23 protein-coding genes are annotated in these 20,614 nt (G+C 68.4%); 10 read left to right on the top strand and 13 right to left on the bottom strand.

From position 1 onward, the window contains the following. The first annotated feature begins 246 nt into the window (after positions 1-246). Positions 247-447, top strand: coding sequence for a hypothetical protein (locus AOZ06_RS55795; RefSeq protein WP_157232775.1), 201 nt, complete (start codon positions 247-249; stop codon positions 445-447). Between the two features lie 345 nt (positions 448-792). On the opposite strand, the gene AOZ06_RS03365 is transcribed toward AOZ06_RS55795, so the two are convergent. Genes AOZ06_RS03365 through AOZ06_RS03355 form a run of 3 tightly spaced genes read right to left on the bottom strand, consistent with a single transcriptional unit; the run spans position 793 to position 2,553 of the window. After that, positions 793-1,197, bottom strand: coding sequence for a hypothetical protein (locus tag AOZ06_RS03365; RefSeq protein ID WP_054288059.1), 405 nt, complete (start codon positions 1,195-1,197; stop codon positions 793-795). Further along, on the bottom strand, positions 1,194-1,601 hold the full coding sequence (locus AOZ06_RS03360) for a prevent-host-death protein (RefSeq protein ID WP_054288058.1): 408 nt from the start codon (positions 1,599-1,601) through the stop codon (positions 1,194-1,196). The genes AOZ06_RS03365 and AOZ06_RS03360 overlap by 4 nt, the downstream gene beginning before the upstream one ends. 58 nt (positions 1,602-1,659) lie before the next feature. Beyond that, a complete protein-coding gene (locus AOZ06_RS03355) occupies positions 1,660-2,553 on the bottom strand; it encodes an aldose 1-epimerase family protein (RefSeq protein WP_054288057.1) in 894 nt (297 codons plus the stop codon). 81 nt (positions 2,554-2,634) lie between these two features. On the opposite strand from AOZ06_RS03355, the gene AOZ06_RS03350 reads away from it, so the two are divergent. The 3 genes from AOZ06_RS03350 (at position 2,635) to AOZ06_RS03340 (ending at position 4,899) form a co-directional block, all read left to right on the top strand. Then, the gene (locus tag AOZ06_RS03350; protein WP_054288056.1) at positions 2,635-3,444 is read left to right on the top strand and encodes a S1 family peptidase; all 810 of its coding nucleotides are present in this window, start codon (positions 2,635-2,637) and stop codon (positions 3,442-3,444) included. An 88-nt stretch (positions 3,445-3,532) separates the two neighbouring features. Then, positions 3,533-4,075 carry a TetR/AcrR family transcriptional regulator gene (locus AOZ06_RS03345; RefSeq protein ID WP_054288055.1) on the top strand — a complete coding sequence of 181 codons (543 nt, stop codon included), beginning with the start codon at positions 3,533-3,535 and terminating at the stop codon, positions 4,073-4,075. A gap of 5 nt (positions 4,076-4,080) precedes the next feature. Beyond that, a complete protein-coding gene (locus tag AOZ06_RS03340; protein WP_054296394.1) occupies positions 4,081-4,899 on the top strand; it encodes an MBL fold metallo-hydrolase in 819 nt (272 codons plus the stop codon). Here AOZ06_RS03340 and AOZ06_RS03335 read toward each other — a convergent pair. The 10 genes from AOZ06_RS03335 to AOZ06_RS03290 all read right to left on the bottom strand — a co-directional run bounded on the left by AOZ06_RS03335 (position 4,896) and on the right by AOZ06_RS03290 (position 13,868). After that, complete coding sequence (locus AOZ06_RS03335; protein ID WP_054288054.1) at positions 4,896-6,296, bottom strand: APC family permease; 1,401 nt, start codon at positions 6,294-6,296, stop codon at positions 4,896-4,898. The two genes, AOZ06_RS03340 and AOZ06_RS03335, sit on opposite strands and share 4 nt — an antisense overlap. Before the next feature lie 42 nt (positions 6,297-6,338). Beyond that, positions 6,339-7,577, bottom strand: a complete 1,239-nt coding sequence (locus tag AOZ06_RS03330) for an MFS transporter (RefSeq protein ID WP_054296393.1) — start codon at positions 7,575-7,577, stop codon at positions 6,339-6,341. Between the two features lie 120 nt (positions 7,578-7,697). Further along, positions 7,698-8,369, bottom strand: coding sequence for a pyridoxamine 5'-phosphate oxidase (gene pdxH, locus AOZ06_RS03325; protein WP_054288053.1), 672 nt, complete (start codon positions 8,367-8,369; stop codon positions 7,698-7,700). Positions 8,370-8,483: 114 nt separating this feature from the next. Next, entirely contained in the window at positions 8,484-9,191 is a 708-nt protein-coding gene (locus AOZ06_RS03320; RefSeq protein WP_054288052.1) for an urease accessory protein UreD, read from the bottom strand. Beyond that, a complete protein-coding gene (gene ureG / locus AOZ06_RS03315) occupies positions 9,188-9,916 on the bottom strand; it encodes an urease accessory protein UreG (protein WP_417999962.1) in 729 nt (242 codons plus the stop codon). Before ureG ends, AOZ06_RS03320 begins: the two co-directional genes overlap by 4 nt. Next, entirely contained in the window at positions 9,873-10,538 is a 666-nt protein-coding gene (locus AOZ06_RS03310) for an urease accessory protein UreF (protein ID WP_054288050.1), read from the bottom strand. The genes ureG and AOZ06_RS03310 overlap by 44 nt, the downstream gene beginning before the upstream one ends. After that, positions 10,538-12,256 carry an urease subunit alpha gene (locus AOZ06_RS03305; protein WP_054288049.1) on the bottom strand — a complete coding sequence of 573 codons (1,719 nt, stop codon included), beginning with the start codon at positions 12,254-12,256 and terminating at the stop codon, positions 10,538-10,540. Before AOZ06_RS03305 ends, AOZ06_RS03310 begins: the two co-directional genes overlap by 1 nt. Continuing rightward, the gene (locus tag AOZ06_RS03300) at positions 12,237-12,551 is read right to left on the bottom strand and encodes an urease subunit beta (protein WP_054288048.1); all 315 of its coding nucleotides are present in this window, start codon (positions 12,549-12,551) and stop codon (positions 12,237-12,239) included. The genes AOZ06_RS03305 and AOZ06_RS03300 overlap by 20 nt, the downstream gene beginning before the upstream one ends. 9 nt (positions 12,552-12,560) lie before the next feature. After that, on the bottom strand, positions 12,561-12,863 hold the full coding sequence (locus AOZ06_RS03295; RefSeq protein WP_054288047.1) for an urease subunit gamma: 303 nt from the start codon (positions 12,861-12,863) through the stop codon (positions 12,561-12,563). 57 nt (positions 12,864-12,920) lie between these two features. Beyond that, complete coding sequence (locus tag AOZ06_RS03290; RefSeq protein WP_054288046.1) at positions 12,921-13,868, bottom strand: ornithine cyclodeaminase family protein; 948 nt, start codon at positions 13,866-13,868, stop codon at positions 12,921-12,923. A 182-nt stretch (positions 13,869-14,050) separates the two neighbouring features. On the opposite strand from AOZ06_RS03290, the gene AOZ06_RS03285 reads away from it, so the two are divergent. From AOZ06_RS03285 to AOZ06_RS03260, 6 genes are all read left to right on the top strand, one after another. Continuing rightward, complete coding sequence (locus AOZ06_RS03285) at positions 14,051-15,190, top strand: citrate synthase 2 (protein WP_054288045.1); 1,140 nt, start codon at positions 14,051-14,053, stop codon at positions 15,188-15,190. Between the two features lie 642 nt (positions 15,191-15,832). Next, on the top strand, positions 15,833-17,071 hold the full coding sequence (locus AOZ06_RS03280; protein WP_054288044.1) for a cytochrome P450: 1,239 nt from the start codon (positions 15,833-15,835) through the stop codon (positions 17,069-17,071). 89 nt (positions 17,072-17,160) lie between these two features. After that, complete coding sequence (locus AOZ06_RS03275; RefSeq protein WP_225953089.1) at positions 17,161-17,997, top strand: ABC transporter ATP-binding protein; 837 nt, start codon at positions 17,161-17,163, stop codon at positions 17,995-17,997. After that, the gene (locus AOZ06_RS03270) at positions 17,994-18,806 is read left to right on the top strand and encodes an ABC transporter permease (RefSeq protein ID WP_054288043.1); all 813 of its coding nucleotides are present in this window, start codon (positions 17,994-17,996) and stop codon (positions 18,804-18,806) included. Before AOZ06_RS03275 ends, AOZ06_RS03270 begins: the two co-directional genes overlap by 4 nt. Beyond that, the gene (locus AOZ06_RS03265; RefSeq protein WP_083472548.1) at positions 18,803-19,969 is read left to right on the top strand and encodes a sensor histidine kinase; all 1,167 of its coding nucleotides are present in this window, start codon (positions 18,803-18,805) and stop codon (positions 19,967-19,969) included. Before AOZ06_RS03270 ends, AOZ06_RS03265 begins: the two co-directional genes overlap by 4 nt. Next, the gene (locus tag AOZ06_RS03260; RefSeq protein ID WP_054296391.1) at positions 19,966-20,583 is read left to right on the top strand and encodes a response regulator; all 618 of its coding nucleotides are present in this window, start codon (positions 19,966-19,968) and stop codon (positions 20,581-20,583) included. Before AOZ06_RS03265 ends, AOZ06_RS03260 begins: the two co-directional genes overlap by 4 nt. The last annotated feature ends 31 nt before the right edge of the window (positions 20,584-20,614 follow it).

The following is a 20,614-nucleotide window of genomic DNA, read 5'->3' as shown; positions in this document are numbered from 1 at the left end:
GCTCGACCCGCTGGTGTGGTCTTCGCGCTTCTGGGCTCGCCCTTACGACTTGGTCAGCACTGGCGCGGCCGATTCTGTTGGCTGCCTTGCTTCGCGGTGCCGCGTGCTTTCCTGCACGCGACCATGCTGGCCAAGCCGACTTGGGGTCGGGCTTCTTTGCACCGGCTCTCTTGTTTCGGTGCCGGGCGTGCTGGCTCGTGCAGTTCAGCTCGCGGCGCAGTCGGTCGACTTGCTCGGCTGGTCTGCGTGCTGGTCAGCAACCTGAGCCTGGCCGAACCCAACCTGGGCCTGCCTGGCCTGCCTGGCCTGCCTGGCCTGCCTGGCCTGCCTGGCCTGCCTGGCCTGCCTGGCCTGCCTGGCCTGCCTGGCCTGCCTGGCCTGCCTGGGCCGGATCGGACCCGGCCGAGCCGAGCCTGGGCTGGCCTGACCTGGCCGAGCCGGACCTAGCCGAACCTGGGCTGGCCTGGTCGGACTAGCCGAACCTGGCCTGGTCGAGCCGGGCTGGGCTGGCCTGATTTGAGCTGGGCCGGGGCGAGCCCGGGCTGAGCAGAGGCTGGCCCAGCGGGCCGCGTCGTCCGGCGGGACCTGGCGGCCGAGGACCTCTGGCGGCACCACTCGCTCAGTCAGCTCGAAGCTACGCCGCGTGCCGGTGGCGAGCTCGCCGAGGCCGAACAGGTCTGGCCTGGCTGAGCTGGACCGGGGCTGGGCTGCCCAGGCTGGGCCGAACCGAGGCTGGGCTGGGTCCGGCCTGGCCTGGCCTGGGCTGGCCTGAGCTGGGCTGGGTGTGTGCCGCTATGCCGGGGTGTCGGATTCCCAGTAGGCGTCGATTCGAGCGATGGCTTCCTTTCTCGTCATGGTTGCGACTGTTCGTTCTGGGAGGCCTAGGCGGGTGAGGAGGAGGTGGACGAGGTCGACGGGGAGGGCGTCCGGGCGGGCTTTGGCTATCCCGCGGTCGGGTTTCTCCTCGTCTTTGACGCAGGCCCAGAAGGTTGGCTCGTCCACTTCCAGTTGGTCGCGGAGGATGTGGCGCCAGAGGTCGGGGCCGTAGGTTTCGCGGTCCGAGAGGCGGGTGCGCAGGACGCGACCGTCGGGCAAGCCGAGTTCGTACGTGGTGTGGGCGTCTGAGCGGACGCCGATCCACCCTTCGTTGCGGCAGAAGCGGTCGTGGTCGGCTGGGGTCGGCGACTGCTCGCTCACTCAGCGACTCCAACCAGCCATTCGCGGAGCTGGACGTCGTCGCTCAAGCCGATCAACTGGACCAGGCCCCAGTTGTCGCGGTGGTTCGGGGTTTCCAACAGCCGCTCCTGCCAGTCCTCGGCGTACTCGCGCAACGACGTGATCATCTCGGTGATGGCCTCGTCGAACGTCGCTCCGTCTGCCGAGATGGGTAAGCCGGGGATGAACACCGACCAGCCGTCCGACTCCGCGACCACGTGAGCCCTTGGCTGGTTCATCGACACCAGGACATGTTGCAGCCGAACGACATCGACCACCGCGGTGCGTGCGTGATCGCGGCGGATGGTCGCCACTCGGCCTTTCTCCGCCGCGTCCAGCAAGTCCTTGAGGTGGGTGCGGGCGTCGGTGTAACTGTCGAAGTGCATGACTTTCCCTCTCGGTCGGGTTTCATTTTCTCCGAGAGGGTCAGGTACGTCAAGTACTTCAGGTACTTATCGGGGTTATTCCCCAGCGTGCCGCCCATGACTCGCCCGGCGCCAGCGTTATCAGGTCCGTTCCCGAGTTCAGCGCGTCCGGCGGGCAGGTCATCGGCTCGACGGCGATCGCCCGGCCCCGCCCCGGGAACTCGCCCGGGGTGAACACCTGCACCCACTTGAAGTCCGGGTCGGCCCAGACCTCGACGCCCGTCGTCGGCCCGGTCACCACGTGCCGGACAAGACCATCTTCCCCTGGCAGGCAGCCACCGAAGGGCGTATCCAGCTGAACATCCCGCAAGGGCCGTGCGGTACGGAAGTCGTACTCGGTCCCCGTCACGTCGACAGCGGGACCACTCGGCACCATCCGCGACGGGTCCAACGGCAGGACGGTGGTCGCTGCCAGCTGCAACGTGCAGGAGTCCGTTGAGTCGTTGCCCGCACGGGGATACGGGTGCGTGCCCACGCCGAACGGCGTCGGGCGGTCGCCGACGTTATGCACTCCGTGCGTCACGGTCAGCCCGGTGTCGTCCAGCGAGTACGCGATCGTCGTGCGCAGCCGTGTCGGCCAGCCCGCCTGGGGATCGATCGTGGTCTCGAGCGAGATCGACGAACCGACCTGCTCTATCACAGTCCACTGTAGACGGCGGACGAGGCCGTGGATGGCGTTGCCGCGCGCGGGTTCGGTCACTTCGAGCTGTTGCGGTTCGCCGTCGAGCCGCCACCGCCCGCCCGCTGTCCGATTCGGCCACGGCACCAGGACGGCACCGGAACCGAGCGGTGGCGTCTCGCCGAAGCCGTACGTCTCGCTGAACGGCACGCCGCCCACCTCGTAGGCCCGCAGTCCCGCGCCGGTTTCGGTGATCACGGCCCGAGCGGCGCCGTGCACGATCTCCAGGGTCATGATTTGCAGCCTAACGGCGGGTGGTACTCCGCTCGCGCAGCGTTGACGCTCGGAGTCCCTGCAAGCGGAAGGATCACCACTATGATCAAGCGTGTAGCTGGCACGCTCTTCGCAGCCATGGCCATCGGCGCGCTCGCGGCGGCACCGGCGAACGCCGTCCAGGCGGACTTCACCGGCATCGTCGCACTCAACAACTGCTCCGGCTCCGTCGTCCGGCCGCCGTCAGCGCAGGACTCCGACCCGGCACTGGTGATGTCGAACGGTCACTGCGTGAAGTTCATGGGCGCCAACGAGGTCATCCTGAACCAGTCGGCCAGCCGGACCTTCACGCTGCTCAACGGCTCCGGCCAGAACCTGGGCACGCTGCGCGCGACCAAGCTGGCCTACGCCACCATGAAGGACACGGACGTCGCCTTCTACCAGCTGAGCCAGACGTACGCCCAGATCCAGCAGCAGTACGGCACGCGCGGCCTGGAGCTGACCACGTCGCGGCCGACCGCGGGCACGAACATCCAGGTCGTCTCCGGGTACTGGAAGCGGATCTACAACTGCCGGGTCGACGGCTTCGCCTACCAGCTCAAGGAAGACGCGTGGACCTGGCGTGACTCCATTCGCTACGTCTCGCAGTCGACGTGCAACACGATCGGTGGCACCTCGGGTTCGCCCGTGATCGACACGGCGTCGGGCAAGGTCGTCGCGGTCAACAACACGGCGAACGAGAGCGGCGGCCGTTGCACGTTGAACAACCCCTGCGAGGTCAGCCAGAGCGGCCAGGTCACGGTCCGCAACGGCTACAAGTACGGCCAGCAGATCTACAACATCCCCGCCTGCATCGGCGCGGGCAACCAGTTCAACCTGAGCGCACCGGGCTGCACGCTGCCACGGCGCTGACCAGGCCCGATCGGCCCGCCGGGGATGTCGTCCGGCGGGCCTTCGCATGCCCTCGCGCGGTAATAGACCAGTCTGTATAGTCGCTCGCATGCCCAAGAAGAACGACACGCGGGACCGGGTGCTGAGAACAGCGGCCACCCTGTTCCGCACCCAGGGGTACCACGCGACCGGCCTCAACCAGGTGCTCGCCGAGGGAGGCGCGCCCAAGGGCTCCCTCTACTTCCACTTCCCCGGCGGCAAGGAGCAGCTGGCTGTCGAGTCCCTCCAGCTCTCCGGCGGCGAGCTGTGCGAACAGCTCAAGCTGGCCGCCTCGCTCGACGACGTCATCGACCTGCTGGCGACCGCGCTCGTCGAGTCCGGCTTCCGCGACGGGTGTCCGATCACGACTGTCGCGTTGGACGCCGCAGGCGAGAGCGAACAGATCCGCGAGGCGTGCGACACCGCCTACCTGTCGTGGGAAGGCGTGATCGCCGACCACCTCGAACGCCAGGGCGTCGCCGAGCCGAAGGCGTTGGCGACCACAGTGCTCGCCACCATCGAAGGCGCTCTCATCCTCGCCAGGACGCGCAAGGACGTCACACCGCTCCGCCAGGCCGGGGACCACCTCAAGCTGTTGATCCACAAGGAGTGACCACCATGCGCGTACACCACCTCAACTGCGGGACCATGCGCCCGCTCGGCGGCAAGTTGCTCGACGGGCAGCCCGGCCACCTGCGCCGGGGCACGATGATCTGCCACTGCCTGCTCATCGAGACCGACGACGGCCTGGTCCTCGTCGACACCGGCATCGGCTCGGACGACATCCGCGACCCGAAGACGTCACTGACAAAGGAGTTCCTCCTCGCCGCCAACCCCATCCTCGACGCGCGGGAAACCGCGGCACAGCAGGTGGTCGGCCTGGGGTACAAGATCGAGGACGTCCGGCACATCATCCCCACTCACCTCGACCTCGACCACGCGGGCGGGTTGCGCGACTTCCCCGACGCGACCGTGCACGTGTACGCCGAGGAGCTGCAAGTCGCGCAGGCACAGGCCACCGCCAAGGACCGCAGCCGGTTCCGCAAGGTCCAATGGGCACACGCGCGGTTCGAGAGCTACCAGACCAGCGGCGAGGACTGGTTCGGCTTCGAGGCGGTCCGCGACCTCAAGGGGTTGCCGTCGGAAATCCTCATCGTTCCCCTGCGCGGGCACACGGCCGGGCACGCGGGCGTCGCCGTCGACATCGGTGACAAGTGGTTGCTGCACGGTGGCGACAGCTACTTCTTCCATGGCGAGATGGACCCGGCGCACCCGCACTGCCCGCCGTTGCTCACCCTGTTCCAGAAGATCGTCGAGACCGAACGCGCGCCGCGGCTTCGCAACCAGGACCGGCTCCGCGACCTGGCACGTGACCAGTCCGGCCGGGTCGAGCTGTTCTGCGCGCACGACCCAGCCGAACTAGCGCGGTATCGCTAGTCGCTGCCTTTGTTCAGCGCCTCGGGGTTCAGCTCGACCTGTTCCCCTTTGCGCTTGGTGTAGATGAAGTTGATCAGCCAGAGGACCAGGCCGACGCCGAGCAGGATGCCGGCGATGCCGTACTCCTTGCTCTCCCTGCCGGACAGACCCGGGATGACGAGGTAGGCGCACAGGCAAGCCGCGAGGACCGCGACGGCGGTCGGCGTCCTGAAGTGCTTGTGCTCCGCCTTCTCCCTGCGCAGTACCAGGACGGCGATGTTGACGATGGTGAACACCGCGAGCAGCAACAACGACGTGGTCCCGCCGAGCCCCTTGATATCCACAGTGGACACCATGACGATCGCCAGCGCGGAGGTGAACAGGATCGACACCCACGGCGTGCGGCGCAACGGGTGCACGCGGCCGAGCTGCTTCGGGATGATCCGCTCGTTGGCCATGCCGTAGAGCAGGCGGCTGGCCATCATCATGTTGATCAGCGCCGAGTTGATCACGGCGATCATGCCGATCGCGGAGAACACCACGTGCGGGAAGCCGGGCGCCCCGACGTCGAGCACCTTCAGCAGCGCGGAACTGCCCGCCGTCTTCAGCTCGTCGGCCGGCACGAGCAGCGAGGACGTCACAGCGACGAGGATGTAGATAGTCGCTGCGATGACCATGCCCCACAGCAGGGCCTTCGGGAAGATCCGAACCGGGTCGCGGCACTCCTCGGCCATGTTCACCGAATCCTCGAAGCCGACCATCGCGAAGAACGCCAGCGAGGTCGCCGAGCTGATCGCGACCAGCCAGGTCTGGTTGGCGGTGTCGATCTCGGTCAGCCTGCTCGAGTCGCCGTCGCCGTTGACGACCGCGTACACGCCGACCGCGATGATGATCAACAGACCGGACAGCTCGACGATGGTGAGCACGACGTTGGCCTTGACCGACTCACCGACGCCGCGGAAGTTGACCAGCGCGATCAGCAGCACGAACAGGATCGCGATCACCGTGGTGCGCAGCTCGGACGTGCCCAGGCCGAACGTCTTGACCATGTAGGTCTCGCCGAAGGCGACCGCGGCCGACGACGCCGACGTGATCCCCGAGCACATCACCGTGAACGCGACCATGAACGTCAGGAACTGGATCTTGAAGGCGCGGTGCGTGTACAGCGCCGCCCCCGCCGCCTTGGGGTACTTGCCGACCAGTTCCAGGTAGCTGAACGCCGTCATGAACGCGACGACGAACGCGATGAGGAACGGCACCCACAGCGCGCCGCCGATCTCCCCGGCGACCTGCCCGGTCAGCGCGTAGATCGTCGTCCCGAGGATGTCCCCCACGACAAAGAACAACAGCAGTTTCGGCCCGATGGCCCGCTTGAGCTCGGGCTGAGCGGACGCGTGTTCCTTGATCCCTTCCGTCATCCCTGGAGTGTGCCCGATGTCACCGAAAAAGGTGTAACGACATCACTCCATTGCCGTCGCGACTTGCTTGTCGGCCCGATAACGCCAGAAAGCGGACAACCAGATCGCCGACGCGACGGTCAGGATGATCACCAGGACACCGCCGCCCGCCGAGGCGACGGCCGTGCCCGTGCCCGCCGCGGTCCACCCGTGCGTGATGTCCGCCAGGCGCGGCCCACCTGCGACGACAACGGTGAACACACCCTGCATCCGGCCGCGCATGTCGTCCGGCGCCGCCATCTGCAGGATCGACGAGCGGTAAACGGCACTCACCATGTCCGCGGCCCCGCCGATCGCCAGGAACACCACGGCCAGCCAGAGAGCGCTGCTCAGCCCGAACCCGACCATGGCCGCGCCCCACACGCACACGGAGATGATCACGCCGACGCCGTGCCGGTTCACCTTGTGCAACCAGCCCGACGACAGCCCCAGCACGAACGCGCCGAGCGGAATGGCCGCGTACAACCAGCCCAGCGCGCTGCCACCGCCCGGCGGGTCGCCGAACGTGCGCTCGGCCATCTCCGGGAACAGCGCGCGCGGCATGCCCGCGACCATCGCGATGATGTCGACGAGGAACGACGCCAGCAGCACGGTCTGCCCGGCGAGATAACGGAATCCGTCGACGACGTCACGCAGCCCGGCCCGTCTGATCTCCCCGCTGAGCGGCGGCATCGGCGGCAGGCGCCACACCGCGTACATCGCGAGCACGAGCGCGACCGAGTCGACCAGGTACAAAGTGGACAGTCCGAGGACCGGCAGCAGCGCACCGGCCAGCAACGGGCCGAGCACGGCGCCGAACGTGAAGATGGTCGAGCCGAGCGCCATCGCCGACGGCATCAGCTCCGGCGGCACCAGCCGGGAGATCGCCGCCGACCGGGTCGGCATGTTGACCGCGAAGAAGGACTGCTGCACGCCGAGCAGCAGCAGCACGACCCAGACCGACTGCGCCCCCATCGCGGCCTGCAACCACAGCAGGATCGAGCTCAGCGCGATGCCCGAGTTGGTGATCAGCAGGAGTTTGCGCCGGTCCATCATGTCCGCGATGGCCCCGCCCCACAGGCCGAAGACCAGCAGCGGCACCAGCGCGACCGCACCGGTCAGCCCGACGTAGCCGGACGAGCCGGTCAGGTCGAACACCTGCTTGGGCACGGCGACCGCGGTGAGCTGGGCGCCGATGGACGTGACCGCTGTGGACAGCCATAACCGGCGGTAGGGCCGTACGCGAAGGGGTCGGATGTCCATCACCAGTTCGCGCAGGGCCACGGCAAATAAGCTTAGGGGTCCTAATCATTTTCGCGAACGTGATTTTCCTCGTGAGTGTTTTGGCCGGTTAGAACCGGCCAAAACACTCACGACGAGAACTTACGGGCCGAGGCGTTCGACCTTCCAGCCGTCGCGCGTCAGCTTGTAGCGCAGGCGGTCGTGCATGCGGTTGCGGCGGCCCTGCCAGAACTCGACCACTTCGGGCCGGATCCGCCAGCCGCCCCAGTGCGGGGGCACGGGCACTTCCTCAGCGTCGGCGAACTGGCGCTGGATGTTGGCCAAGGACGAGTCGAGGGTGTTGCGGCTGTGCACTACCACCGACTGCGGTGAGGCCCACGCGCCCAGCTGCGACTCACGCGGGCGGCTGGCCCAGTACGCGGCCGTCTCGGCGACGTCGACCTTCTCGACCGTGCCGCGGACGTGCGCCTGGCGCTGGAGGGAGTACCAAGGGAAAGTGGCCGAGGCGTACCGGGTCGCGGCGAGCTCGTGGCTCTTGGTGGACGTGTAGTTGGTGAAGAACACCACGCCGCGCGCATCGAGGCCCTTGGCGAGCACTGTGCGTGACGACGGCCTGCCCTGGGGGTCGGCGGTGGCGAGCACCATCGCGTTCGGTTCGACCACACCCTGCTGCGCCGCCTGGTCCAGCCAGTACTGCAACTGTTCGTGCCACGTGCCGGCCAGCTCGGACTCGTCGAGAGTGCCGCCTTCGTAGTGGGCACGCATCGTCGGTAGGTCGAGTGTGATGTTGGACGTGATGTCGGCGTCCGCCATGCGTATCACCCTCCGCCTCGGGATCTCCTTGGTTCCCAAGGACGTTACGGGGTCCGCACGTCCGGAGAAACAGCACGAATGGTGATTACACCCACGCGGAGCCAACCAGATCGATCAACCAGATCGATTCAGTGATTCGATCATGTGCTGCGCGGTGACGGCGTCGTCGGCGAGTGCGGTGGCCAGCGACCCGCCCGCGGCCAGCGGGACGAGCGAGCACCAGTCCCCGGCGACCGCGGCGGGCGGATCTTCATGGCCCACACGGAGATCCGAAGCGAGGACCCGCCTGCCCGCGAGCACTGCCGGGCTGGCGGTCAACGAGTCGATCTCCAGCCGTTGGTTGAGCAGCGGACGGCCGCCGCGCCGCACGACTGTCTCGGTGCTCAGACTGCCGGGCCGCTCGCCTTCCCTGCCGAGGACGAGCATCTCGCGCACGCGCAGCCGCGCCTCCGGTTCAAGCGAACCGGTGAACACAGCCGCGTGACGGGCGCGGTGGGTGATGATCGTCGAATCGGGCAAATACTCCACAATGGATCCGTCGGCGGCCTCGACGTGCACGGCGAACCGGCTCCGCGCCGGTCCCGGTCCCGGCAGGACGAGGCTCGCGGCCACGCCCACCACCCGAAGCCGGGCACCGGGCCCGGCGACGAGGGTCAGGGCGAGGTCGTCGCCGCCGAGCGGCGCCGACGCCGAGTTCACCAGGTGCACCAAGCCCGGTCTGGCGCGGTGCGGGATGAGGGTCAGCGGCGAGCAGGACCGCAGGTCCCGCAACACTGTCCGCCCGCCGACCGACTCGGCGACGACCCGCGCCCGTGCTTTCATCCCGACCTGACTGGCAGTTGGGCACGGACCCAGTCGGCCACGGCGGGCGCACCGGGCGTCTCGGTCAGCGACTGCGCGATCACCGGCAGGTCGCCGCGCATCCGGGCCGCGTCGCCCGCCATCACCTCCAGGTCCGCCCCGACCAGCGGAGCGAGGTCGATCTTGTTGATCACGAGCAGGTCCGCCGTGGTCACGCCGGGACCGCCCTTGCGTGGCACCTTGTCGCCGCCGGCCACGTCAACGACGAAGACCTGCCGGTCGACCAGGCCCCGGCTGAACACCGCGGTCAGGTTGTCGCCACCGCTCTCGATGATCACGAGCTCCAGCCCCGGGTGGCGCTCTTCCAGCGTCTCCACGGCGTCCAGGTTCGCGGTGATGTCGTCGCGGATCGCGGTGTGCGGGCAGCAGCCGGTCTGCACTGCCTCGATCCGGTCCGTGTCGAGCACGCCCGCGCGACGCAGGAAGTCCGCGTCCTCCGTGGTGTAGATGTCGTTGGTGACCACGGCGAGGTTCACCTCGCCCTGGAACACCCGGCACAGCGCGGCGGTCAACGCGGTCTTGCCGCTGCCGACCGGGCCGCCGATGCCGATCCGGTAGGCGCGGCCCGGCTGCGGCGCGGCTTCGTGGTGGTCCGGCTCCGACCAGGTCGGGTCGAAGTTCACCGGGTGGGTGTGCGTGTGATCAGCTTGCAAAGAGCCGTACCTCTTCCTTGTGGTGGCGCAGATGTGCCTCTGCCAACAGGTCCAGCCCCGGCGCTCCCGGGCCGGGCAGGTCTTCGGGCGGCAGGTCAGCCGCGAGCACGGCACGCTCGGCAACGGCGCGCATGGCGTCGCTCAGCCGGGTCACTTCCGCGTTGGCGGCGAACGGATCCAGCCCGAGCAACCGGATCGCGGCGCTCGACGGTCCGCTGACCGACAGGTACGCGGCCGTCAGCGCGGCATCGGCCGACGAGCCTCCCGCGATCGCGGTCAACGCGCCGACGACGATGGCGTGATGCGGCCTGGGAGTGGCCCGTACCAAGGCATCCAGCACCGGCGACGGCCACGCGCCGCGGCCCGCCCGGAGGGTTGCCCGGCCTTGCGCCCGTGATGCCCCGCGTTGGGCGGGCGACGGCGTCCGCGCGTCCAGTTCTTCGTCCAGAGTGGACCAATCGTGGTGTTTCACGGCGGCAGCGGCGAAGATCGCCGCCAGCTCCCCCGCTGTGCGCAGCCGTCCGGCCAGGAACAGCCCGAGTGAGGGGATGTCGGTGACGAGCCCGCGCGCGGCGGCCTCTTCGAGACCGCCGGAGTGCACGTGCCCGCCGCCGGGGAACCGGGAGTCGGACAGGACGAGCGCGACCGTGTGCATCAGAACAGGAAATACCGCTGTGCCAACGGGAGCCGGTCGACCGGTTGGGGTTCGACCAGTTCGCCGTCGACGTGCACCGCGAAGCTGTCCGCGTCGACCCGCACGTCCGGCATGGCGTCGTTGAGCAGCATGTCCGCCTTCGTCACCCGGCGGGTGCCGGTCACGCCGACGAGTTCTCTGTTGATCCGGAACACGTCCGCCACGTCGGAGTCCAACGCCTCCTGCGCGACGAAATGCAGCCCGCTGTCGATCGCGACCGACGGCGCCGCACCGAACATCGGCCGTGCGTACACCGGTTGCGGCGTCGGGATGGAGGCGTTCGCGTCGCCCATCGCCGCCCAAGCGGTGAACCCGGCCTTCAGCACGACGTGTGGCCGGACACCGAAGAACTTCGGTTCCCACAGCACGAGGTCCGCCAGTTTGCCGACCTCGACCGAGCCGACCCACTTGTCGATGCCGTGCGCGATGGCCGGGTTGATCGTGTATTTGGCGACATATCGACGCGCCCGCGCGTTGTCGGCGGCCGTGTCACCGGGCAGCGCGCCGCGCCGGTCCTTCATCACGTGCGCGGTCTGCCACGTCCGGATGATCACCTCGCCGATCCGGCCCATCGCCTGCGAGTCCGAGCTGATCATCGAGATCGCGCCGAGGTCGTGCAGCACGTCCTCGGCCGCGATCGTGGTCGGCCGGATCCGCGACTCGGCGAACGCGAGGTCCTCGGGCACGGACGGGTTCAGGTGGTGGCACACCATGAGCATGTCCAGGTGTTCTTCGAGCGTGTTCGCGGTGTGCGGGCGCGTCGGATTCGTCGACGACGGCAGCACATTGGCCTCGGAGACCACGCGGATGATGTCCGGCGCGTGCCCGCCGCCCGCGCCTTCGGTGTGGTACGCGTTGATCGACCGGCCGGCGATGGCATCCAAAGTGGACTCCACGAACCCGGCCTCGTTCAACGTGTCCGTGTGGATCGCGACCTGCACACCGGATTCGTCGGCGACGGTCAGGCACGCGTCGATCGCGGCGGGCGTCGAGCCCCAGTCCTCGTGCAGCTTGAAACCGCCCGCGCCCGCCCGGAGCTGTTCCCGCAGGCCTTCGTGGCTGACCGTGTTCCCCTTGCCCAGCAGGAGGACGTTGACCGGCTGGTCCTGCATCGCCTGCAACATCCGGCCGATGTTCCACGCGCCGGGCGTGACCGTGGTGGCCTTGCTGCCCTCCACCGGGCCGGTGCCGCCGCCGACCATCGTCGTCAGACCGGACGCGAGCGCCTGGTCGGTCAGCTGCGGGCAGATGAAGTGCACGTGGCAGTCGATGCCGCCCGCGGTGAGGATCTTGCCGTTGCCCGCGAGGATCTCCGTGGACGGCCCGATCACCAGCGCGGGATCGACACCGTCCATCACATCGGGGTTGCCCGCCTTGCCGATCGCGACGATCTTGCCGTCGCGCACGCCGACGTCCGCCTTGACCACGCCCCAGTGGTCCAGGATCACCACACCGGTGATCACCAGGTCCGGCGCGCCCTGCGCCCGCGTGACCACGCCCTGGCCCATCGACTCGCGGATCACCTTGCCGCCGCCGAAGATCACCTCGTCACCGGCGCCCGCACCCGTACTGCGGTCCTCGGTGACCTCGATCAGCAGGTTCGTGTCGGCCAACCGGATCCGGTCGCCTGTGGTGGGGCCGAACAGCTCCGCGTACCGGTCACGGTCGATCGAGGTCACCAGCCCACTCCTTCCGCAGTCCGGGAACGACGCGCCGGCCGGCGATCGGCACGAGCCCGACCGCACGCTCGACACCCGGTTCGAACCGCACGGACGTCCCAGCGGGGATGTCCAGCCGGTGGCCCCACGCGGCCTCGCGGTCGAACTCGAGGCCCGGGTTGGCGGCGGCGAAGTGGTAGTGCGAACCGACCTGGACCGGCCGGTCGGCTGTGTTGCGGACCCGCAGCAGGAGCCGCGGCCTGCCCGGGTTCAGCTCGACCGGCTCGTCCGCCGGGATGATCTCGCCTGGGCGCACGCGCGGCTCCTAAACGATCGGATCGTGCACGGTGACGAGCTTCGTGCCGTCCGGGAAAGTGGCCTCGACCTGGACCGCGTCCACCATCTCCGGCACCCCGTCGAGCACCTGGTCACGGCTGAGCACGTGCCGCCCGCTGGCGACGAGCTCGGTCACGGCCCGGCCGTCGCGCGCGCCTTCGAGGACGTGGTCGGTGATCAACGCGACCGCTTCCGGGTAGTTCAGCTGCACGCCGCGGTCCAGCCGCTTGCGTGCGACGTCGGCCGCCACGTGGATCAGCAGCTTGTCCCGTTCGTGCGGGGTCAGGTGCATGTGGACAGGTCTATCACCGGGAAGCGCCGTGATCCGATCCGGAAACACACGTGTAACTCAGATGGGTGCGTCCACTCCGGCGCCGAGTTCGACGGCCTTGCGCAGCACGTAGTCGGCGGCGAACAAGTCCTCGGTGGCGATCCCGAGCGACCGGAACACCGTGATCGCCTCCGGACCGGACCGGCCGGGGACCTTCCCGACCAGCAGGTCGCCGAGTTCGCCGCGGACCGGCGGCGGGTCGTCCTGGAACTCCTTGGCCTCACCGAGCACGGACTGCATCGCGTCGACGTACAGCTCGGCGGCCAGCACAGTCGCCTTGTCGACTTCCTGGTGGCGCAGAGTGCTCGCCCCGACCGCGTTGACGTGCGTGCCGGGGCGGATCCATTCCCGGCGCAGCACGGGCTCGGTCGACGTGGTCACTGTGACGACGATGTCGGCATCCCGCACGGCTTCCTCGACGCTGGCAGCGGCTTCGAGTTCGAACGCGACGTCCATCCGCTCGACGAACGCGGGCGCGGACCGCGGGGAGAACACCTTCGCGTGCCTGATCTGCCGGACGAGCGGGATGGCGCGCAGATGCGCCTCGGCCTGGACGCCCGCTCCGATGATCGCGAGGGTCCCGGCGTCGTGGCGAGCCAGTTCACGAGTGGCGAGCGCGGACACCGCGGCGGTCCGGATCTCGGTGAGCGCCGAAGCGTTCATGAAGGCCAGCGGCTCACCGGTGACACCGTCGAAGAGCGTGACCGCTCCCTGGTGCGCGTCCATCCCGCGCACCGGGTTGTCCGGAACAATGCACAGCAGTTTGGTGCCGAACAGCGGCCGGTCACCGCCGCGGTACGCGGGCATCCACACCTCGAACGCATTGGTCGACGAAGGCTGGAACGGCGTCCGCAGCGGCTGCTCGACCTGGCCGTTCGCCCTGGCCATGAGCGCGTCGGCCATCACGTCGACGCACTCCCCCAGCGTGAGGAGGTGTTCGACGTCCGCGGCGGAGAGGATTCGCATGCGGCATGGAATAGCAGACTGAATCGTTCACGCAATCGTGACCCAAGCCACGGCGCGTGTCATTGCGACACAGGGCGCCGGGGTGAAGTGTTTGAAGATGAGGCCGCGCGGTGTCGCCGACTCTCATCCGATGCCGGCGCGGCGCGAGGCAAGTCGGGGAAATTTCGGAAAGGCGACCGCGCATGTCGACACCAACAGTGCACCCACCGCAGGCCGGCTTCGACGACGACGGCCACAAGCCCGGTCTCGAAGGAGTCATCGCGTTCCGCACGCAGATCGCCGAACCGGACAGGGACGGCGGAGCGCTGCGCTACCGAGGGGTGGACATCGAAGACCTCGTGGGCCGCGTGACCTTCGGCAACGTCTGGGCGCTGCTCGTCGACGGCCGGTTCGGCCCGGGGCTGCCGCCGGCCGAGCCGTTCCCGATCCCGGTGCACACCGGGGACGTCCGGGTGGACGTGCAGGCCGCGCTGGCGATGCTCGCCCCGATCTGGGGATTCCAGCCGCTGCTGGACATCACGGACCTTGAGGCAAGGGCGCAGCTGGCACGGGCGTCGGTGATGGCACTGTCCTATGTAGCCCAGTCGGCACGGGGAATCGGCCACCCGGCGGTCACCGAAAGCCGGATAAACGAATGCGAAACGATCACTGAACGGTTCATGACCCGCTGGCGCGGAGAACCGGACCCGGCCCACATCAAAGCGATCGACGCCTACTGGGTGTCGGCGGCGGAGCACGGGATGAACGCGTCGACGTTCACGGCCAGGGTGATCGCCTCGACCGGAGCGGACGTGGCAGCGGCGCTGTCAGGGGGAATCGGCGCGATGTCCGGCCCGCTGCACGGCGGGGCGCCCGCGCGAGTGCTGCCGATGATCGAGGCAGTCGAACGTTCAGGAGACGCACGCGGATACGTGAAGGGCGTGCTGGACCGCGGGGAACGCCTGATGGGCTTCGGCCACAGGGTGTACCGCGCGGAAGACCCACGCGCACGCGTCCTGCGCAGGACCTGCCGCGAACTGGGCGCAGCGCGTTACGAGGCTGCCGACGCACTGGAACAGGCAGCGCTGGCCGAGTTGCGTGAACGCAGGCCGGACCGCGCGATCGAGACGAACGTGGAGTTCTGGGCCGCGGTGATCCTGGACTTCGCGGAAGTACCGCCGCACATGATGCCCGCGATGTTCACGTGCGCCCGGACCGCGGGCTGGTGCGCGCACATCCTGGAGCAGAAGCAGACGGGGAAGCTGATCCGCCCGTCGGCGCGGTACACGGGACCCGAGCCGCGCAAGCCCGAGGAAGTCGAAGGCTGGGACAGCATCGGCTAACAGCGATCAGCAAAAACAACGAGCACCGGGCGCCGAGCGCCGCACCGGACAAAGAACCCAACGCCGCGACGAAAGAGCTAAACCCTGGTGCGGCGCCAAAAGAACGAGAACTCGAGTGCGACAACCAAGAGCAAAACAGAGAGCGGCGCCGATTGACATGGAGTGGGGCGGCCGTGAACCAGTCGCGTGAGGAGAGCCCCGCAGGCATACGAATGCGCTTGAGCATCCGGCATCGGGCGGGGCTCCACCTTCTACGCTCTCCTGGGCCGCCCCGAGGCTCCATGTCAAATCGGCGCCGCCCCGGGGCGCAGCAACGATCCAGCCGATTGCCGAACAAGGCCGCATGGCCCAGGAACACGCGAATGCCCGAAAAGCGGCTGACGGTCGCCAACGTGCGGCAATGCGCGACACGTTCACGCCAGCAGGTCACACCCACCCAGTCGAGGCGTTCGTCGTCGCACTGACGGATCCCGACCAGGGTTAGCACCTCACCGACCGTCGCCGCCACACGAACGATGCGCGACACGTCCAACCTCGGCCGCCGTGACAGAGCGCTGGGAGTCAAGACGAAGACCCGCCATCCCTCCAGTGAACATTTCTGTACAGTTGTGAACAGAGCTGTTCACTCACGGAGGGATCACGGTGTTGACACTCAGTGAAGTCCGGACCATCGCGGGCAGCCTCGCCATCCGCGGTACCAGCAGACTGCTCGCCGAGGCGGGTGATCTCGTCTGCGCGCTCGAGAGCCCGCGCCACCTGGCGAACCCCTACCCGCTGTACGAGCGCATCCGGGCCAAAGGGCCCGTCTACTCAGGGCTTTCCCGTGTCTACGCGATCACTTCCCACGCGCTTTGCTCCGCTGCGTTGCGTGACCCGGGGCTGGGGGTGCGCACGAGGGCCGGTCAGATGATCGGTGAGTCCACCAACGCCCTCGCTGACACGTTCGTGTCCATGGACGAGCCTGATCACGCGCGGCTGCGCAAGGTCGCCGCGCCCGCGTTCCGCCCCAAGCTCATCCGGCAGATGCGGGCCAGTGTCGAGGCGACCACCCATCGGCTGCTCGACCGGCTCGGCGACGAGTTCGACATGATGACGGACTTCGCCGCACCGCTGCCCATCTCCGTGATCAGCGATCTGCTCGGCATTCCCGCCGGTGACCGGGGCCGGTTCGCGCGTTACGGCCAGATCGTCGGCCGGGCGTTCGACGGGCTCAGCAGCCGGGGGCACCTGCGGGAGTACGTGGCCGCTGTGGCGGATCTGCGTGAGCTGTTCAGCCGCCTGATGGCAGAGCGCCGCACCGATCCCGGCGAGGACGCGATCAGCATGCTCGTCACGGCCGAGACCGACGAGAAGATCACCGCCGACGAGCTGATCGCGACGTGCCGCCTGCTGCTGATCGCCGGGTTCGAGACGACCGTGAACATGATCGGCAACGCGACCGTGCTCTTCGCCGAGGACCGCGACCAGTGGCAACTGCTGAGGTCCCGACCGGATCTGGCGCCCGGCGCGGTCGAGGAGGTCCTGCGGTACGAGTCGCCTCTGCCGATGCTCAACCGCTACCCGCACGAGCCGTACGAGATCGACGGCCACCCGATCCCGGTGGACCGGCCGATCATCGTCATCACAGCCGCCGCCAACCGCGACGCCAAGGTGTTCCCCGACCCGCACCGGTTCGACATCACGCGTCCCGAGGCCGTGCAGCACCTGGCTTTCGGCGGCGGCCCGCACTTCTGCCTCGGTGCCCCGCTGTCCAGGTTGGAGGGTGACGTCGCGCTGCGCGCGCTCGCCGAGCGGTTGCCGGAGTTACGCCTCGCCGGCGAAGCCGTGCGCCGCAAGTCGACCATCATCCGCGGCTTCCTGAGCGTCCCGGTGATGAAGTAGGACGTACATCCCGTCCACCGATCGGAGGACAACGGGATTCGATCCCGCGGTCGTCCCCGGCGCGCTCGCCGCGCAGCAGCATTGTCGGCATGACGGCGATACGAGTACGGGGCCTGCGCAAGGCTTACCCGAAGATCCAGGCGGTCGCCGGTATCGACCTGGACGTCGAACGCGGCGAGGTGTTCGCGTTGCTCGGCCCCAACGGGGCCGGGAAGACCACGACCGTGGAGATCCTCGAAGGGCACCGCAAACGCGACGAGGGCACGGTGTCCGTGCTCGACGCGGACCCCGGCACCGCCGGGCGGGCGTGGCGGGCGCGGATCGGCATGGTGCTGCAGACCGCGACCGACGCGGCCGAGTTGACCGTGAACGAGACGATCCGGCACTTCGCGCGGTACTACCCGCGTCCGCGCCAGCCGGAGGAGGTGATCGAACTCTGCGGCCTGCGGGAGAAGGCAGGCGCACGGGTGAAGGGCCTGTCCGGTGGGCAGCGCAGGCGGCTCGACGTCGCGCTCGGCATCATCGGCACGCCCGAACTGCTCTTCCTCGACGAGCCGACCACCGGTTTCGACCCCGAGGCGCGCAGGAAGTTCTGGAGCCTGATCCAGAAGCTCGCCGCGGACGGCACCACGATCGTGCTGACCACGCACTACCTCGACGAAGCCGAGGCGCTGGCCGACCGGGTGGCGGTGATCGCGAAGGGCGAGGTGGTCGCCCAGGGCGCCCCGGGCGATCTGGGCGGACGCGCGCAGCGGGAGGCGACTGTGCGCTGGTTCGACCGCAACGGCGAACAGTCGGTGCGCACGTCGACGCCCACGAAGGTGATCGGTGAGCTCTCCCTTGGGGGTGGAGAGCTCACCGGTCTCACCGTCACCCGCCCGTCGCTCGAAGACGTCTACCTCGACCTGGTCGGAGAAGCCCGATGACCACTCTCGCACTGCCTTCGCCGCTGGCGATCGGGCTCGCCCGTGGCCTGACCGAGCTGAAGTTGTTCTTCCGCAACAAGGAACAGGCGATCTTCACCTTCGCGTTCCCGGCCGGGATCCTCGCCGTGATCGGCTCGGTGTTCAGCCAGCCGTACGGGGACACCGGCGTCGAGTCCAACCAGGTGCTCGCCGCGAGCATGGTCGGCGCGGGCATCATCGCCACGTCGTTCGTGAACCTGAGCGTCAGCGTCGCGCTCGACCGGGAGGACGGCACGCTGTCGCGGCTGCGCGGCACACCGATGCCCGCGGTCTCCTACTTCATCGGCAAGATCATCCTCGTGCTGGTGGCGAGTATCGCCGAGACGGTGCTGATCCTCGCGGTCGGTGTCGGCATGTACGACCTCGACCTGCCGACCGCACCCGGCAAGTGGCTGACGTTCACGTGGGTCTTCGTGCTCTCGGTCGTGAGCTGCTCGCTGATCGGCATCTTCACCGCTTCGCTGGCGAAGTCCGCGTCGAGCGCGTCCGCTGTGGCGAACCTGCCGTACGTGGGCCTGCAGTTCATCTCCGGCGTCTACATGAACCCGATCACGTGGCTGCCCGCGGGTATGGTCACAGTGGCGTCGTTCTTCCCGATCAAGTGGTCGGCACAGGGCTTCCGGTCGGTGTTCCTGCCGGACAGCATGGCGAGGTACGAGATGGCGGGAACATGGGAACTGGGCAAGACCTCACTGGTCCTTGGCGCCTGGTGCGTCGCCGGCCTCGTGCTGTGCCTGGTGACGTTCCGGTGGAGCAACACCCGCCGGTGACCGACGACGCCGGAATGCGGTACTTCTGGCTGTGGGACGTGTTCTTCACGTTCGTCTACGTCGTGGTCGTCTCCTTGGTGCTGTTCGTGGCCGAGCAGGCGACCGCGGTGGAGAAGGCGGGTTCGATCGCGCTGCTGTCGGTGATCGGGATCTGCTACGCCACCTTCGCGAAGCGGTTCATCATCACGGAACGGTTTGGCTGGCAGCTCAACCTGTTCGCGGCCGTGCTGTTCCTGTCCGTCGCCGGGTCGGCGTTCCTCGTCCCGTACACCCAGTACGCCTTCTTCGGCGTCATCCCGTTGCTGTTCATGAGCTTGCGGTTGGTCTTCGCGATCGCGCTGGTGGCGGTGTCCATCGCCTTCACCACGTTGTTCGCCACGATCGGGGACCCGAACGCGAACTGGGCCAACTCCGCGCTGGCGATCGCCATCAGCGTGATCTTCTCGGTGATGATCGGGATCTGGATCGACAAGGTGGTCCAGCAGAGCACCGAACGCGGTGAGCTGATCGCGAAGCTGGAGGCCAGCCAGGCCGAGGTCGGCAGGTTGTCGCACGAGGCGGGTGTCGCGGGTGAGCGGGAGCGGCTGGCCGGCGAGATCCACGACACCCTGGCGCAGGGCTTCACCAGCATCATCACCCTGGTGCAGGCCGCGGAATCGGAGCTCGGCCGGGACGAGGCGCAGGTGCGCAGGCACATGGCGCTCGCGCTGCGCACAGCGCGCGAGAACCTGGCCGAATCCCGTGCGCTGGTCGCCGCGCTGGCGCCGGCCGAGCTGACCGAGAGTTCCGTGGTCGACGCGATCCGGCGGCAGGCGGCCAAACTCGCCGAGGAGACCGGGGTCGCGGCCGAAGTCGTCGTGCAGGGCGACCGGCGGCCGTTGCCGACCGGGATCGACGTGGTGCTGCTGCGGACGGTGCAGGAATCACTGTCCAACGTGCGCAAGCACGCGCACGCCGGTTCGGTCGAGATTGTACTGTCCTATCAGGACGAGTCGATTGTCGTCATCGTCAGCGACGACGGCACCGGCTTCGACTCGGCCGCGCCGACCAGCGGATTCGGGTTGCGCGGGATGCGGTCCCGGATCGAGCAGGTCGGCGGATCGTTGTCGGTGACCAGCTCGCCCGGATCGGGTACGACGGTCGAACTGGAGGTGTGCACGTGATCAGGGTGCTGCTCGTCGACGACCACCCGGTCGTGCGGGAAGGACTGCGCGGCATGCTGGACGCCGAGCCGGACCTGACGGTGGTCGGCGAGGCCGGATCGGGCGAGGAGGCCGTCGCGATGGCAGCGGCTGCCCGGCCGGACGTGATCCTGATGGACCTGCGGATGCCCGGCCTCGACGGCGCCGGCGCGACCGAGAAGATCATGTCGTCGAACACCAGCAGCAAGGTCATCGTGCTCACGACGTACGAGACGGACGCGGACATCCTGCGCGCGGTCGAAGCGGGCGCGACCGGCTACCTGCTCAAGGACGCGTCCCGCGCCGAGCTGGCCGGTGCGATCAGGGCCGCGACGCGCGGCGAAACCGTTCTGGCGCCGTCGGTTGCCGGTCGGCTGATGCGGCGGATCCGTCAACCGGCGCAGCAGTCGCTGACCGCACGGGAGGTCCAGGTGCTCCGGCTGGTCGCGAAAGGACAAACGAACGCCGAGATCGGCGCGTCGCTGCACATCAGCGAGACCACGGTGAAAACGCACCTGCTGCGCGTGTTCAACAAGCTGGGTGTCTCCGACCGGACCGCGGCCGTCACCACCGCGATGGACCAAGGCGCCCTGTAAAAGCTCGTGAGTGGTTACGCCGGTTCTAACC

This window comes from Kibdelosporangium phytohabitans (genome assembly GCF_001302585.1).
GTDB classification, from domain to species: domain Bacteria; phylum Actinomycetota; class Actinomycetes; order Mycobacteriales; family Pseudonocardiaceae; genus Kibdelosporangium; species Kibdelosporangium phytohabitans.
This window is presented reverse-complemented; position numbering and strand designations above follow the sequence as displayed.